This window comes from Amycolatopsis sp. NPDC088138 (assembly GCF_044741685.1).
GTDB lineage: Bacteria > Actinomycetota > Actinomycetes > Mycobacteriales > Pseudonocardiaceae > Amycolatopsis.
The window spans coordinates 370,027-385,346 of the sequence record NZ_JBIUTB010000008.1 but is presented as its reverse complement, the minus strand read 5'-3'; the positions used below and the strand labels follow the sequence as shown (position 1 = coordinate 385,346).

The window sequence follows — 15,320 nt, the reverse complement described above, 5'->3', positions numbered from 1 at the left end:
ACTACCGGGCGCCGCCCGACGCGCGCTGCTTCTGCGCGTGCGCGGACCGGGTGCAGACCTCACCGACGTCGACCGTCTGGCCGCGGTCGGCGAACACGTCCGCCACGCCGACGAGGTTGCCCTTCGGCGACGTGCAGGTCAGCTGGTAGGCCTCCTTCGTCCCGTAGGTCGGCGGGACCGGCGACGAGAACGAGACGTCCCCGGTCCAGTCGTCGACGGCGTTCGGGTCGGCCTGGTCGTAGTTGACCACCACGGCCTTGTAGTCGCCGGCCGGCGGGTCGAACAGCACGGCGTGCTCGGACGTCGTGCCGCCGTTCGCCGACGAGCTGACCAGGTTGCCCGCCGAGTCGTAGATGAACAGGTCCCAGTCGGTCGCGGTGTTCGCCCAGTTGATGTTGACGCTGAACTTCCCGTTGTCCACCTTCGGCAGGCCGTCGACGTGGAAGGTGAACGAGTCACCCGCGGTGTCGGCCGGGTAGTTCTGGTTGATCGGCGGCACCCCGGCCGGGTTGGCCACCGCGTAACCCTGCTGCGCCGGGCCCTGCGGGTCGCGCCCGTAGCGGCCGGCGACGTAGGGGCGCGTCGACGGGTTGACCGACCACGCGAACCGCCCGCCGGTGGTGGTCAGCTTCGCGTTCAGGTCGTCGGTCACGTAGATCGGCGGCTTGGTGGTGCCGTCGGCCTGGATCACCGGCGACGTCGGCGTCTGGAACGTCTTGTGCAGCTTGAGCTGGTAACCCTTGGGCGCCGAGCCGATCAGCGTCGAGTGCTGCTGCGGGTCGGCGGCGTTGGCGAGCATGTCCAGCAGCGCGCCGCGGTTGCCGCCCTTGCCCGCGCCGGTGGTCGGGGCCAGGCCGGCGTACTCGGCGACGACGGCGGTCTCGTAGGCCTCGTGGAAGCCGGCGCCGCCGATCTCGATGGTGAAGCCCCAGCCGGCGGTGGCCCAGTACGACCAGTCCTCGGTGGTGCCGGTCGTGTCGTAGAGCGCCCAGCTCGGCTCGCTGGTGTAGCCGTTGCGCGACGCCAGCTTGTCACCCAGCGCCTTGTACTGCGGCTCCTCCAGCGGCGGCCGCACGTCGGCCACGCCCGGCGGGCGCAGCACCAGCGCCGCGTTGGTGTGGAAGGTGATCAGGTTGGTCACCTGGCGGGAGGACACGATCGAGCGGATGTTGCGCGACTCCGGCTCGGAGAACGGCGCCGAGCCGCGGAAGGTGTCCCCGCTCCAGGCCACCTCGGCCCCGTTGCCGCCCCAGAACCCGGCGTAGTTGCGGTTCGGGTCGGTGCCGCGGATCCGGCCGCCGGGGTTGGCCTTGCAGACGCCGGTGGCGTACTGCGGCGGCGAGTCGTTGACGTTGCAGTTCTTGCGCTTCATCTCGTAGTCGAAGCGGGAGAAGTCGCCCTTCGGCTCGGCCTCGCGGGAGATGTCGAAGCCGTCCGGGTTGACGATCGGCACGATGACGTTGCGCGTCTTGCCGACCAGGCTCCGGATCTGGTTGTCGTGCGCGTAGCCGTTGACCAGCTCGTACGCCCACTCCATCACGGTCTCACCGGCGGGCCACTCCCGGGCGTGGTGCACGCCCATGGTGAAGTCGACCGGCTTGCCGTCGGTGACGTTCTTGACGTCGGTGGCGATCTCCACCCCCATGACGTCGCGGCCTTCCCAGGTCGACTCCGGCATGGTGAACGCCGAGACCAGGTTCGGGTTGGCGCGGGCCAGCTCCTTGATCTCGTACTCGTAGTCGTAGAGGTGGCGGTAGCTGGTCCGGCCCGAGGGCAGCGCCGACTTGGGTGTCTTGGCCGCGTACGCGCGGTCGGCCTTCGCGTCGGCGACCGACTTGGCCGAGAGGTCGGCCTGGACCACGGTCGAGGTGAGGCCGCTGCTCTTGAGCGTCTGCCGGTCGGCGTCGTCGGCCAGCACGACCTCGACGCCGGTCGCGTCACCCTTCTCGGTGACGTCGAGGCCGAGGCCGGTGAGCTTGGTCTTGTCGGCGCGGGTCGGGGTCTGGACGCGGACCAGCTGCGCCTTCTGCGCGGTGGTCGGCGTGCCCTGCGGCGTCAGCGCCAGGAAGTCGACGCCGAGCTGGGCCTGGCCGGCCGAGCCGCCGTAGCGGCAGCCCTGGACGACGAGTTCCTGCCCCTTCTTCACGAAGCTTTCGGCGAGTTCGTGGGTGCGCAACGCCGCGGAGGCGGCGACGACGGCGCCGGTCGCCTTGTCGAACACGGCGATGTCCCAGTCGCCCTCGTTGGCCGACGTGGCCTTCAGCCGAGCCTGCACCAGACCGTCCACAGTGGACGTGACGTCCCGGCGGTCGGTGCCCGCGACCCCCTTGGGCTGCAGTTTCGCGAAGCAGGAGCGCGCCACCGACTTGTCGGCACGCAGGATGTTCTGCGCCGCGCCGGCGGTGCCGGTCGGCAGTGCGACGAACGTCGCGGCCAGCGCGACCGACGATGCCAGCAGCACCAGCCGTCTTGGTGAATTCCCCACAGGCATAGCCCTCCTTGACCGAGGCCGGCAGCACGGACGTACCGGTAGCGAGTGACCGTAATGGACGAAAACGGGCCGGGGTAACCGCCGTAAGTCGTACTGGTTTCACCGGTTCTTCACACGGATGGCCGCGCAAAAGGACATTTCACCGGGAGTTCAACCACTCCTCGGCTACTGTCGGTTCATGGTCACGGTCCCTGCGCGACGGACGTCCGCCGCGGTCTCGCTGGCGGGCATCGCGGCGCTCGCCGTCGGCGCCGCCCTGGTGCTGTTGCTCCAGGTCATCCCCCCGACGGACGAGATCAGCGCGACCCGCCGCACGATCAGCGAATACGGCCTCTCCGACCACAAGTGGATGTTCGACATCGCGGTGGTCCTGGTGGCGTTCGGCTCGGCCGCCGGGCTCGCGGTGCTGGGCAGCCAGCGCCGGCTGCCCGCGGCCGCGGCGATCCTCGGTGCACTGTGGACGATCGGCCTGCTGGTGATCGTGGCGTTCCCGAAGCCGGACTGGGCGACGGTCTCCCGCTCGGACTTCGGCGGCACCCTGCATCGCGGGGCGAGCGTGGTGGCGTTCGTCGCGCTGCCGCTGGCGGTGCTGATCATCGCGCACACGGCGTTCCCGGGCTCCCCCGGCCGGCGGTGGCTCGCGAGGGTGCTCGCGATCGCGTCACTGGGCTGGTTCGCGGTGATCCTGGGCGCCGTCGTGGTCGCGGCCGTCGACGGCGGCCGCTGGTGGACGCTGATCCCGCTCGGCCTGGTGGAGCGCGGGATGGCGCTGACGGAGCTGATCGCTTTGGGCGTGGTGCTGGCCCCGGTGGGCTCGCGCTCGCAGGAGTGACCACCGGTCCGGCCGATCTCGGCGACGCGCCGACCAGGACCGGGTAACGCCTAGCGGATCCGTTCGTGCAACGCGGCCATCCGGGCGTCCAGGTCGGCCGCCGTGGACGCGGCCGCCGCGAGTTCGCCCGCGAAGTCCGGCGGGACGCTGTCGCGGTACTTGTACGACAGCTTGTGCTCCACCGCCGCCCAGAAGTCCATCGCGATGGTGCGGAGCTGGACCTCCACCTTGACCTTCTCCACCCGGTCGGACAGGAACACCGGGATGCGCACGATCAGGTGCAGGCTGCGGTAGCCGTTGGCCTTGGGGCGGGCGATGTAGTCCTTGGTGCGCAGCAGCTCGACGTCGTCCTGGGCGGTGAGCATGCGGGCCACCGCGAAGACGTCGTCGACGAACGGGCAGACCACACGGATGCCGGCGATGTCGTCGAGCTCGCGGGCGGCGGACACCCAGTCGCTGCCCAGGCCGCGGCGGTGCACCTTCTCCTTGATCGCCTCCGGCCGCTTCACCCGGCTCGTGATGTGCTCGATCGGGTCGTGCCGGTGGACGAAGTCGAACTCCTCACTGAGGATCCGCAGCTTCGTCATCAGCTCTTCGATGGCGAACTTGTACATCAGCAGGAAGCGCGGGAGCTGCCCGGCGACGACGAGCTCGTCGGCCGCCTCGATCAGAGATGCGTGCTCGGCCGCCGGATCGGTGGTCACTGAACCCTCGTCGTAGGAGTCGTCGGTCGGTTTTCCGCACGCCAGGTTACTGCGTGCTACCCGATCAACGGGCCGCGACGGGCCGGAGTTCCCGCCGGTCACCGGATCGGGGAAGCCGGACCGGCGCGGCCGGCACCCGCGACCGCGCCGTCCCCACCGGGCTAGAGGTCCGCCAGCTGCGGCACGGCCGGCGCCATGCCCTCGATCCAGGACGCCGGCGCACCCGTGGTCGGGGTGATGATCGCCGTCTGGATGCCCAGCTTCGCGTAGTCCGCCATGCTGCGGACGAAGTCGTCACGCGTGTCCGGCGTCGGGCGCGGGTTGTTGGCGAGGATCGTCTTGCGGATCTCGTCGTAGTCGCGGCCGACGTCGTCGCAGTGGCGGCGCAGCACGTCCAGCTTGTGCGCGACGTCCTCGGGCGAGGAGCCGAACAGGTTGCAGGCGTCGCCGTACTGCGCGACCAGCCGCAGGGTCTTGCGCTCCCCGCTGCCGCCGATCATCACGTTCGGCCGGTGGATCGGCTGCGGCGAGCAGAGGGTCTCGGCCAGCTGGTAGTGCTTGCCCTCGAACGGCCCGTTGTTCTCCGGGTCCCACATCTGCCCGGCGATGCGCAGCGTCTCCTCAAGCCGCTCGAAGCGCTCGGCGACCGGCGGGAACGGTACGCCCATGCCCCGGTGCTCGCGCTCGAACCACGCGGCGCCGATCCCGAGCGCGGCGCGGCCGCCCGAGAGGACGTCGAGGGTGGTGACGATCTTCGCGAGCAGCCCGGGGTGGCGGTAGGTCACGCCGGTGACGAGCAGGCCGAGCTCGATGCGGGACGTGTGCGCGGCGAGGAAGCCGAGGGTCGTGTAGCCCTCCAGCATGTTGGACTCGGCGGGGAGGCCGGTCGGCTCGATCTGGAAGTAGTGGTCCATGAAGGACAACCAGGTCGCACCGGCCTCCTCCGCCACGGCGCCCACGCGGGCGAGCTCAGCGGCGATGGCGGTCGTGCCGCCCTCGATGTCGAAGACGGGAAGGTGAAAACCGAGCTCCATGAAGCGTTCTCCTGACGTGCGGTCGGCGTACCCGCCACGTTAGGACCTGGAGTGCGCTCCAGGGCAAGTCCCGGGTTTCAGCGCAGCCGCGCCACCAGGTCCGTGGCGATCCGCCGTTCCACGGTCGCCGGGACCGGCTGGACTTCCGGCGCGAGGCCGCCCGCGCACACCGCCGCGAGGCTGCGGACCTGCAGCGTGAGGCCGAGATCCATGGCCTGGATGGAGTTCCCGTTGGCGGCGGTCAGGTTGAGCATCCGGCCGTGGTCGAGGACGACGATCTCGCGGCCGCCCGCCAGGACGTGCCCGGTGCGGCGGCCGGGTTCGCCGTACTCGATCGTGCGCACGGCCGCCGCCCGCAGCGCGTCGGCGTCGATCTCCCACGCGAAGTGGCCGACGCCGGCGAGGACCGCGCCGTCGGGCAGGGCCGCCAGCTCGGCCGCGCCGACGACGCCCGGGGCGCCGGTGGCCGTGAAGACCGCTTGGGCGTCTTCGAGGACCTCCTCGGCGGGGCCGACGCGGTGACCGTCCAAAATGGCCTGCAGCGCCCGCATCGGGTCGGTGTCGCACACCGCGACCCGGGCGCCGAGCCGCGCGAGGGTGTCCGCGACGCCCTTGCCGCACGGCCCGTAACCGAGCACCGCGGCGCGCATCCCCGGCAGCATCAGGTTGGTGGCGTTGAGGAAACCCTGCACGACGCTCTGGCCGACGCCGAACTCGTTCTCCACCAGGAGTTTCAGCCGCGAGTCGTTGATCACGACGACCGGGTGGGCGACGCCGCCCGGGTGCTCCCGCAGCCGGAGGCCGCCGGTCGTCGTCTCCTCGGTGCCGCCGAGGTACCCCGCGGGCGTCCCGGAGGCGAGCAGCGACAGGGTGAGGTCGGCACCGTTGTCGAGCGTGAGGTCCGGCTCGTTTTCGAGGACCTTCGCGACGTTGCGCGCGTGGTCGGCGTCGTCGTCGGCACGGCGGGTGTGCACCGTGACACCGAGTTCGCGCAGGGCATCGGCGACGTCGTCGTGGGTCGTGCCGGGTGAGCCGGTGAGGGTGACGTCGACCCCGGCGCGGGCCAGGAGGGTGACGAGCGCGCCGGTCTTGGGTTCGACGTGCAGGCACATCGCGAGCCGGCGCCCGGCGAGCAGCGCCTCGTGTTCCTGGACGGCGGCGGCGGTCAGCGGCATGTGCTTGAGCGCCCAGCCGAGGGCAGGCAGAGTCATGACTTTCCTTACGGTTGACGAAGAAACCGCGCGAGGCGGCGAATGGGACCTGGAGCGGGTTCGGTCAACCGTAGAAGTCGCAGCGGTAGGAGTGGTCGCCGAAGATCGGCGCCACGAGTCCCCGTCCGCTGCTCACCCCGTCAAGCTATCAGCCGGCCGGCCGGTAGTCCTCGAACTCCCAGAGCCCGTACCGGCTCAGCTTCCCGGTGACCGCGGTCCAGTCCGCGCCCTCGCAGTTCGCCACCAGGTCGTCGAAGTACTTCAGCAGCCCCGGCCAGTCGAACCGGTCGACGATCACGTGGTGACGGCCCGAGATCGGCCCGTCGCGCCGCGCCTCCTCACGCAACCAGCCCGGGGTGCATACCTCGAAGTCGAACGACTCCTCCCCCGGCTCGCCGGCCGGCCCGGCGATCATTTGCACGAGGAACATGAACCGCTCCGGGTCCTCGGGCGCGTACGACTCCGGCTCGATGTCCGGCGTCAGCAGGAACCTGATCTCGGCGCGCATGGTCGTCAGTCTCCTCGGTCAGCGCAACGCCGTGGCCAGGAACCCGGTCACCTCGGCAGAGCCGCCGGTGGTGACCGCGACGCCCGCCGTGCGCAGCCGGTTCGCGTAGTCGTCCGCCTTGCGTCCGCCGTCGGCGATCAGGACCGGCGGGGCACCCGGGCCCGCGTACGTCAGGGGGCTCGCCGCGCGCAGGGTGGCCGGTGCCCGGCCCAGTGCGAGCAGGATCGAGGCGCGGGTGACCGCGTCGAGGCCGGTGAAGTCCGTGAAGTCCGCCGGGGCCGACACCGCCGCGACCGCGCGGACCTTGCCCGGGACGCCGCTGTACTGACCGGTGCCGAAGGCCGGCGCGGTGCCGAGCAGCTCCGCCAGCGTGCCGCCCGTGCCGATGCCCCAGGCCCCGATGCGGGCCGGGTCGAGGTGCAGCGCCGTTGCGTTGGCCGTCAGGAACCGGACCGCGCACTGGGCGTCGGCGAGCGGCGCGGGCCACGGCGCGGCAGGAGCGAGGCGGTAGTCGATCGAGGCGACCGCGACGCCGCCGGCCGTCAGCGCGTCCCGCACCGCCGCGAACCGCGGGCCGTCGAGCAGGGCACCCGGGCCCGTGGCTCTGCGGTTGCCGAGGACCAGGCCGCCGCCGTGCAGGTAGAGCACGACCGGCGCGGCCGCCGCGGACGTCCGGGGCTGGTAGACGTCCATGGCCAGCGGGATCCCCGACGGGCGGCAGTACTCGACCGTGCTGGAAGCGCCGTCGAGCAGCGTCGAGGCGGTGGTGCCGGTGACGCCGTCGCCCGCCGCGACCGCTCCGGCCGTGCCGGTGGCCAGGACCAGCAGGAGCACGGGGAACAGCACGATCCACGCCGACACGCGCCGCAGCGTGGACGGCCTCGGGTGCGCCCGACGCCGGGCGACGACCAGGAACCCGAACAGGGCGATGACCTGCAGTGCGGCAGCGACGTAGTCGGTGAAGCCGACCACCGTGTCCGCCGGTTGCCAGGGATCGAACCGCGTCAGCAGCCCGAGCGGCCGGCTGACCACCCACAGGGCGAGCGACGCGGCCGCGGTCAGCGCGGCGAACCGGGCGGTTTTGCGCGTGGGCCAGCCGAGCACCGCGGCCACGGCGACGATTTCGACCGCCGACAAGGCGCCGAACAACATGGCGTAGAGCTGCCAGAGGCGCCAGAGCGCGGGCACCGCGGCGGCCGGGATGACCGCACCGCCGAGAGCGGCCAGCGACGCCGTGACCAGCAGCGCACCGCGTCTCAGGGGTGGCGTGGCGTCGTAGCGGGAGGTCGCCGACAAGGGGCGTGTCCGCTGCCCGTCGACGACCTTCATGAACCCAGTGTCACCCCGGACGGCGCGCGGCGGCCACCGCACCGCCGAACCGCGTCGGCTCTTCGAGCACAGGTGATGCCCCTGGGATCACCCGTGATGCCCGCAGGATCACGCGAGATGCCCGGTACCGCACGCGCGCCGTGGGCATGCCGGTGATCAGAGAGGCAACACGTGTGTTTGGAGAGGCATCACGTGTGATTGAAGGGTCGACACGCCGGCTTGCGCAGGCACTGTCCTCGCGAGTCGAGGACTGTCGAGACGGGGTCAGGCGTAGCAGGCGGCGAGCACCCCGAACGCGGCCTTCGGTTCCCACGGCAGCCCGGGGTACGTCTCCCCCGAACCTTCCTCCAGGACCTTCACCACGCCCCAGCTCGCCATGTCGAGATCGTCGCGGGGCGAGGGGCGGTACACCAGGCCGTAGCAGACGAAGGTGCACGCGAACGCCGCGTCGACGCCCTCCGCCGTGAACACCTCCAGCAGCTCGCGGAGGTAACCGGCCTGCTCTTCCTCGTCGCGGACGTAGTCGCCGTTCAGCCGGACCGGGACGTCGCCGTCGTACTCGAGGATCTCGCCGCCGCGGGCGCCGAGGTCGGCCGCGCCGCGGAAGGTCGTGCAGCCGAACTCCGTGATCGCCACCGGCTTGCCCGCCGCGACCAGCGTGCGGATGCCCTCCTGGTAGAGGTGCTCGACCTCCTTCGAGCGGTGCGCGTCGACCGAGACGATGTCGAACGGCGACCAGTCGACGCGCTCCAGCGGCACCGCCGCGTAGGTGACCTTGCCGCCGAACCGCGCCCGGACCGCTTCGACCGCGCGGGCGAGGAAGTCGTTGACCCGCTGGGGAAGCCCGGCCAGCGCCTGCTGCGACTCCGGGGACCGCGAGACCAGGCCCGCCACGCGTTCGGGGAGGGTGGCACCCGGCAGAAAGCCGTGGTTGAACAGGCTCAGCTCGGCGCCGGTGACGAAGACGACCTCGGCGCCCGCGGCGCGGAGGCGCTCGGCCCGCTCGGCGCCGTCGGCGAGCTGCTCGAGGATCTGCTCCGGGTGCGCGTCCCACGGGAACGGCGAGAACCACACCTCCAGCCCGAGCGCGGCCGCCTCGCGGGCGGCGAACTCGATCCGGTCCAGGTCGGTGCCGAACAGCCGGACCGCCGTGCAGTGCAGGTCGTCGCGGATGATCGCCAGCTCACGCCGGACCAGCCCGGGTTCGAACGGACGGCGGATGGTGCCACCGACCGCCATGCCGGTGTCGTAACCGATGCCCTTGGCTCGCATAGGGGTGCCCTCCAGAGGAAATAGCGTACGGTACGTACCGTACCCTATCGACAAGGTACGGTGAGTACCGATGACCGAAGCGAAGACCCGGCGGCGCGGCGCCGAACTGGAACGGGCGATCCTGCTGGCCGCCGCGGACGAGCTGGCCGAGGCCGGCTACCCGGGCCTGACCATGGAGCGCGTCGCCCAGCGGGCCGGCACCAACAAGAACACGATCTACCGCCGCTGGCCGAACCGCGCCGCGCTCGGCGTCGCCGCCTACCGGCACCTGGCCGAGGACACCCGGCGCCCGCCCGACACCGGCACCCTGCGCGGGGACGCCCTCGGGTTGCTGCGCGCCGTCAACTGCGACAGCTCCTCCCCCACCGCGCGGATCCTGCGCGGCCTGCTGGCCGGCGTCAGCGACGACCCGGAACTGCTGGCCCAGCTGCACGAGCAGGCCGGTGACGGCGGCACCGCCGCGTGGCTCACGCTCCTCGATCGCGCGGTGGCCCGCGGCGAGGCACCGCCGGAGGCCCGCCACCCGCGCGTCGCGACCGCCGCGCTCACCCTGCTGCGCAACGAATACCTCACGCGCGGACTGACCACAGTGGATGACGACGTGCTCGTGGAGATCGTCGACGAGGTCTACCTGCCGCTGATCCGCGGCCGCCGCACCGGCGCGTAGAGCGTCAACCGCAGCGCCGGGTCCTCGTTGGCCTGGAACGTCGCGTACTCGTACACCGATGGCTCCGGACGGTACAACGTCTTCCGGCCGGGTCCACTGTGGACGACGTCGTGGCGCTCCCACCAGCCCGCGAACTCGCGGCAGCCCGCGCGCAGGCGGTCGGCCAGCGCGGTGAACGCCGGGTCCGGCGCCCACAGGTCGTACGCGGCGTGAAACTGCGCCACCGTGTGCTCGGCCTGGGTCGCCCAGCCGGGCCCGAACAGCCGCCGCCCCCGGTCGCCGAGCAGCAGGAACACCAGCACGTTCCGGTCCTCTTCGGGCACCTTGCCGAAGTCGGTGAACAGCGCGACGGCCGCGCGGTTCCAGGCCAGCACGTCCCAGCGGCGGCCGGTGACGTACGCGGGCTGCGACAGGTTCTCGATCAGCCCCCGCGTCGCGTCGGGGACGGTCTCGCGGGTGAACGCCGTCCGCGCCGGGTTGCGGGCCAGTTCCCGCAGGTGGGCGCGCTCAGCATCGTCCAGCCGCAGAGCGCCGGCCAGCGCCTCGACCGTCTCGGCCGACGGGCTGACCGTGCGGCCCTGCTCGAGCCGGATGTACCAGTCGACGCCGATGCCGGCGAGTTCGGCGACCTCTTCGCGGCGCAGCCCGGGTGTCCGGCGGCGGCGCCGGTCCGGCAGCCCCAGCGTCACCGGGCTCAGCCGTTCCCGCCGGGACCGCAGGAACTCCCCCAGCCCGGCGCGGGCCACGTCCGCCATCGACGACCTCCGGGTGGCACGCAACAGTCCCAGGATGATACCAGGCCTGGCTACGGCGTCCGGGAACGCGAAGGCTGGTCTCATGAAAGCTGCGGTTCTCGAAGAATTCGGTACGTTGCCGTCGGTGCGCGAGTGGCCCGACCCGGTACTGGGCACCGGCGAGGTGGTCGTCGACGTCGTCGCGGCGCCCGTGCTGCCCTACGCCGGGGAGGTGTTCCGCGGCGAGCGGAACTACCTGCTGACGCTGCCGGTCGTGCCCGGCGCCGGCGCGGTCGGCCGGGTGCGCGCGACCGGCCCGGACGCGACCCGGCTCAAGCCCGGCGACTGGGTGCTGTGCGATCCGACCATCCGCGCCCGCGACGACGCTCGCACGCCGGACATCACGCTGCAGGGCCTGAGCGCGCGCGGTGAAGGCGGCCTGTTCCTGCAACGCCATTACGGCCATGGTGCCTACGCCGAGCAGGTGCTGGTCCCGACCGAGAACGCCGTCCCGCTCGGCCCGATCGACGCCGCGGACGCCGGGCGGTGGGCCGCGCTCTCCCTCTGCCTCGTGCCTTACGGCGGCCTGCTCGCGGCCCAGCTGCAGCCGGGCGAAACAGTGCTCGTCAGCGGCGCGACCGGCAACTTCGGCAGCGCCGGAGTGGCCGTCGCGCTCGCGATGGGCGCCGCGTGCGTGCTCGCGCCGGGTCGCAACACCGAGGTGCTGGCCGACCTGGAACGCCGGTTCGGCGCGCGTGTCCGGACGGTCCGGCTCACCGGCGACGACGACACCGCGCGCATGCGAGACGCGGCACCGGGCCCGATCGACGTGGTCCTCGACCTGCTGCCGCCGTCGGCGGGGGCGGCCGTCACGCGGACCGCGGCGATGACGGTGCGCGAGTACGGCCGGGTCGTGCTGATGGGCGGCGTCGGCATGCTCGGCGGTGACGACCTCGCGCTGCCCTACCCGTGGCTGATGCGCAACAACATCACCGTGCGCGGGCAGTGGCTGGCCCCGCGCGAGGCGAACGGCAGCCTGATCGCGCTGGCCCGCGTCGGCCTGCTCGACCTGGGCGGCTTCGCCGTCACGGAGTTCGGGCTGGACGAGATCACCGACGCCATCGGCCACGCGGCGAAGGAGCAGGCGCGGTTCGCGCTCACCGTCGTCCGGCCGTGATTACCGACTACTCGCGTTTGACTAGTTCCTAGTACTCGTGTTTGAGTAGTCACATGGGAGCAGTTCGGTTGTTCATCCTCGGCGCGCTGGCGCGGGGCGGCCCGATGCACGGGCACCAGATCCGGCGGGCGGCGCAGGTCGACCGCACCGAGCTCTGGGCGGACGTCAAACCCGGCTCGCTCTACGGCGCGCTGCGGCGGATGGCGGACGAGGGTGTCATCGAGGCGCTGCGCACCGAACGCGTGGGGAACATGCCCGAACGCACGGTCTACACGATCACCGACGAGGGCCGGCGCGAGCTTTCCGTGCTGCGCCACACCATCCTCACCACCACCAAGCTGCGCCCGGACCCGGTCGACCTCGCGCTGGCCTACACCGAAGACCTCGACGAGCCGGCCCTGCGGGCGTTGATCGAAGACCGCCGGGCCGCGCTCGTCGCGGAGCTGGCGTCCTGGCAGCACCTGCAGGAACACGCCGCGCCGTACCTCGGCGGCCTGGAGCCACTGGGGTTCGACCACGTGCTCATCCGCCTCGAAGCCGAGGTGACCTGGCACGACCGGGTGCTGGAAAAACTGACGGATCTGCTGGCCAACCGGGGAGAACGGACATGAGAGTACTGATCATCGGCGGCGGGATCGGCGGGCTCGCGACGGCCCAGGCCCTCACGGCGGCCGGCGTGGACGTCCAGGTCCACGAGCGCCACAACGAGGCGGCCGACTGGCTGCAGGGCTACCGCATCCACCTCAACCGGTTCGGCTGCCGCGCGCTGCGCCGCTGCCTGCCGGCCCCGCTCTGGGACGCCTTCGCCGCCACCGCCGGCGACCCGGGCGCGGGCATGAGCTTCCAGACCCACCACCTGCGCGAGCTGCTCTTCGTCGAGGAAGAGCTGATGACCGGCGGGACCGGCGACCACCGCGCGGTCAGCCGGATCGCGCTGCGGCGGCTGCTCCTGGCCGGCCTCGGCGCGAACGTCCACTTCGGACAGACCTTCGAGCGGTACGAGGTGAACCCGGACGGCACGGTGACGGCGCATTTCGCCGGCGGCGCCACCGCGACCGGCGACCTGCTGATCGGCGCGGACGGCGCCAACTCCCGGGTCCGCGCGCAGCTCCTGCCGCACGCGCACCGGGTGCCGACGGGCGCGGTGGGCGTGGCCGGACGGCTGGCGCTGACCGACGAAACCCGCGCTTGGCTGCCGCCGCGGATCCGCGGCGGGCTGAACATCGTGCTGCCGCCGGCCGGCAGTTTCCTGTTCACCGCGGTGTTCGACGGCCGGACGCGCACCACCGAAGCGGTCGGCGACGGCATCGACTTGACGGCGTTCGGCCTGAGCGGCCAAGACCTCCTCGACGACGTCCAGGACTACGTGCTCTGGGCGTTCGCGGCGAAACGGGCCGGTTATCCGTCCGATGTGGAGGATCTGGCGGGGACCGCGCTGAAGGACGTCGTGGGCGAGCACATCCGCGGCTGGCACCCGGACCTGCGCCGGATGGTCACCGAGTCCGATCCCGAAGGCGTGCACGCGATCGCGTTCAAGGCCGCCACCCCGGTCGAACCCTGGCCGACCGGCCCGGTCACCGTCCTCGGCGACGCCGTGCACAACATGACCCCGGTGATGGGCCTGGGCGCCAACACGGCGTTGCGGGACGCGGCACTGCTGGCCCACCAGATCAAGGCCGTGCACCGCGGCGAAGCCGGGTTGACCGACGCGATCGGCGAGTACGAGCGCCGGATGCTGGCGTACGGCTTCGAGGCCGTGAACACCTCGCGCTCCTTCGCCGACCGGTTCACCTCGGGCAACGTGCTCGCCCGCCAGGGGATGAAGACCTGGCTCCGGGTGTGCTCGGCCGTGCCGCCGGTGAAGCGGAGCAGCTTCACCGACGAGTGGACCGACGACCTCCCCGCGGCGAGCGGCGCGCTCGTCCGACCGTAACCGCAGGTCACCCGACCCGGACCCGAATGGTGTACGCCTCTGTACTTCATTGCTACTGGCTGGTAGGTTACCGATTCACCATTGTGATCCACTTCATGATTCAAAGGGGAGTCATGATCAAGCCTGCCCGCTTGCTGGCCGTCGCCGCGGCTCTCACGCTGACCGTCGCCGCGGCGCCGGCGGCGTCCGCGGCCCCGGCGGCCGATTCCTTCTACACCTACAGCGGCAGCGAACCGCTGTCGTCCTACGCGCCGGGTGCTGTGCTCAAGACCCGGACGCTGAGCTACCACATCGTCGGCATCCCCACGCCGCTGACCGCGATCCAGCTGCTCTACCGGACCACCGACGCGCAGGGGAACCCCGCCGCCAACGTGACGTCGGTGGTGCGCAGTCCCAACGGGGACAACAAGAAGGCCATTTCGTACCAGTCGGCCTACGACTCGCTCAACCCGGCGGACAGCCCGTCGCGGGCGATCGCCGGCGACGTCACCCTCGGCGGGCTGCTGCCCAACGGGGAGTCCCTGCTCGTCACGCCCGCTTTGCTGCTGGGCTACAACATCCTCATCCCCGACACCGAGGGGCAGGACGCGAACTTCGCGGCCGGGCCGGAGTACGGCACCAACACGCTCGACTCGATCCGCGCCGCGACCAAGGCGGGCGAGACGGGGCTGAACGACAGCACCAAGTTCGGTCTCATCGGCTACTCGGGCGGCGCCATCGCGACCGGGTGGGCGGCCGCGCTCGCGCCGAGCTACGCACCGGAGGTCAACAAGAACCTGGTGGGCTTCACCGAAGGCGGTGTGCTCGTCGCGCCGTCGCACAACCTGAAGTACGTCGCCGGCAGCCCGGTGTGGTCCGGCGTCATCCCGATGGCGCTCGTCGGGGTCGCCCGGTCCTACGACATCGACCTCAAGCCCTACGCGAGCGACTACGGCCTGAAGGTGCTCGCCGAGGTCGAAGGCGCGTCGATCATCAACGCGCTGGGCCGCTACCCGGGGCTGACGTGGGAGAAGCTCGTCAAGCCGCAGTATGCGAACCCGAACTCGGTGCTCCCGTTCGTCGACGCCGTCAACAAGGTCAACATCGGCTCGGCGCCGACGCCGTCGGTGCCCGGGTTCATCGCCCAGGGCAACAACGGGCTCCTGGAAGGGACCTTCGGCAACCCGCCGGGGATCGGGACCGGTGACGGCGTGATGGTCGCCGGCGACGTCCGGGCGCTGGCCCGGCAGTACTGCGCCGACGGCAACCGCGCCATCAAGTACGAGCAGTACGACCTGCTCAGCCACGTCGGCGGGGCGGTGCGCTGGGCACCCGGCGCGATCGGCTGGCTGAACGACCGGTTCGCCGGGAAGGCCGCGCCGTCCAGCTGCGGGCACATCGCGGCGGGCAACTCGCTCGCCCCGGAGGTCCCGACTTCCTGACACTCAC

Annotated in this window: 14 protein-coding genes; 6 read left to right on the top strand and 8 right to left on the bottom strand. The window is 71.7% G+C overall.

The genetic code is table 11. From position 1 onward, the window contains the following. Position 1: 1 nt before the first annotated feature. Positions 2 to 2,491 (bottom strand): M14 family zinc carboxypeptidase, encoded by a 2,490-nt coding sequence (locus ACIOD2_RS42555; RefSeq protein WP_400551067.1) that lies wholly within the window; start codon positions 2,489 to 2,491, stop codon positions 2 to 4. A gap of 178 nt (positions 2,492 to 2,669) precedes the next feature. On the opposite strand from ACIOD2_RS42555, the gene ACIOD2_RS42550 reads away from it, so the two are divergent. Then, positions 2,670 to 3,323: a DUF998 domain-containing protein gene (locus ACIOD2_RS42550; RefSeq protein ID WP_400551066.1), complete on the top strand. Its 654-nt coding sequence runs from the start codon at positions 2,670 to 2,672 to the stop codon at positions 3,321 to 3,323. 50 nt (positions 3,324 to 3,373) lie between these two features. Here the strand turns inward: ACIOD2_RS42550 and ACIOD2_RS42545 are convergent, their stop codons facing one another. From ACIOD2_RS42545 to ACIOD2_RS42520, 6 genes are all read right to left on the bottom strand, one after another. Then, a complete protein-coding gene (locus ACIOD2_RS42545) occupies positions 3,374 to 4,027 on the bottom strand; it encodes a GTP pyrophosphokinase family protein (RefSeq protein WP_400551065.1) in 654 nt (217 codons plus the stop codon). Between the two features lie 161 nt (positions 4,028 to 4,188). Continuing rightward, on the bottom strand, positions 4,189 to 5,061 hold the full coding sequence (locus ACIOD2_RS42540) for an LLM class F420-dependent oxidoreductase (RefSeq protein ID WP_400551064.1): 873 nt from the start codon (positions 5,059 to 5,061) through the stop codon (positions 4,189 to 4,191). 77 nt (positions 5,062 to 5,138) lie between these two features. After that, a complete protein-coding gene (locus ACIOD2_RS42535; protein ID WP_400551063.1) occupies positions 5,139 to 6,272 on the bottom strand; it encodes an adenosylhomocysteinase in 1,134 nt (377 codons plus the stop codon). A 148-nt stretch (positions 6,273 to 6,420) separates the two neighbouring features. Continuing rightward, a complete protein-coding gene (locus ACIOD2_RS42530) occupies positions 6,421 to 6,780 on the bottom strand; it encodes an immunity 8 family protein (protein ID WP_400551062.1) in 360 nt (119 codons plus the stop codon). A gap of 18 nt (positions 6,781 to 6,798) precedes the next feature. Next, positions 6,799 to 8,109: an alpha/beta hydrolase fold domain-containing protein gene (locus ACIOD2_RS42525; RefSeq protein WP_400551061.1), complete on the bottom strand. Its 1,311-nt coding sequence runs from the start codon at positions 8,107 to 8,109 to the stop codon at positions 6,799 to 6,801. Positions 8,110 to 8,373: 264 nt separating this feature from the next. After that, the gene (locus tag ACIOD2_RS42520; protein ID WP_400551060.1) at positions 8,374 to 9,381 is read right to left on the bottom strand and encodes a hypothetical protein; all 1,008 of its coding nucleotides are present in this window, start codon (positions 9,379 to 9,381) and stop codon (positions 8,374 to 8,376) included. A 70-nt stretch (positions 9,382 to 9,451) separates the two neighbouring features. Here ACIOD2_RS42520 and ACIOD2_RS42515 point away from each other — a divergent pair, with 70 nt between their 5' ends. Then, complete coding sequence (locus ACIOD2_RS42515; protein WP_400551059.1) at positions 9,452 to 10,048, top strand: TetR/AcrR family transcriptional regulator; 597 nt, start codon at positions 9,452 to 9,454, stop codon at positions 10,046 to 10,048. On the opposite strand, the gene ACIOD2_RS42510 is transcribed toward ACIOD2_RS42515, so the two are convergent. Further along, the gene (locus ACIOD2_RS42510) at positions 10,009 to 10,803 is read right to left on the bottom strand and encodes a helix-turn-helix transcriptional regulator (protein ID WP_400551058.1); all 795 of its coding nucleotides are present in this window, start codon (positions 10,801 to 10,803) and stop codon (positions 10,009 to 10,011) included. The two genes, ACIOD2_RS42515 and ACIOD2_RS42510, sit on opposite strands and share 40 nt — an antisense overlap. A gap of 82 nt (positions 10,804 to 10,885) precedes the next feature. Between ACIOD2_RS42510 and ACIOD2_RS42505 the strand changes: the two genes are divergently transcribed. From ACIOD2_RS42505 to ACIOD2_RS42490, 4 genes are all read left to right on the top strand, one after another. Then, positions 10,886 to 11,959, top strand: coding sequence for an alcohol dehydrogenase catalytic domain-containing protein (locus tag ACIOD2_RS42505; protein ID WP_400551057.1), 1,074 nt, complete (start codon positions 10,886 to 10,888; stop codon positions 11,957 to 11,959). Between the two features lie 53 nt (positions 11,960 to 12,012). Next, positions 12,013 to 12,570, top strand: coding sequence for a PadR family transcriptional regulator (locus tag ACIOD2_RS42500; RefSeq protein WP_400551056.1), 558 nt, complete (start codon positions 12,013 to 12,015; stop codon positions 12,568 to 12,570). Continuing rightward, positions 12,567 to 13,892, top strand: coding sequence for an FAD-dependent monooxygenase (locus ACIOD2_RS42495; protein WP_400551055.1), 1,326 nt, complete (start codon positions 12,567 to 12,569; stop codon positions 13,890 to 13,892). The genes ACIOD2_RS42500 and ACIOD2_RS42495 overlap by 4 nt, the downstream gene beginning before the upstream one ends. 113 nt (positions 13,893 to 14,005) lie before the next feature. Further along, positions 14,006 to 15,313: a lipase family protein gene (locus tag ACIOD2_RS42490; RefSeq protein WP_400551054.1), complete on the top strand. Its 1,308-nt coding sequence runs from the start codon at positions 14,006 to 14,008 to the stop codon at positions 15,311 to 15,313. The last annotated feature ends 7 nt before the right edge of the window (positions 15,314 to 15,320 follow it).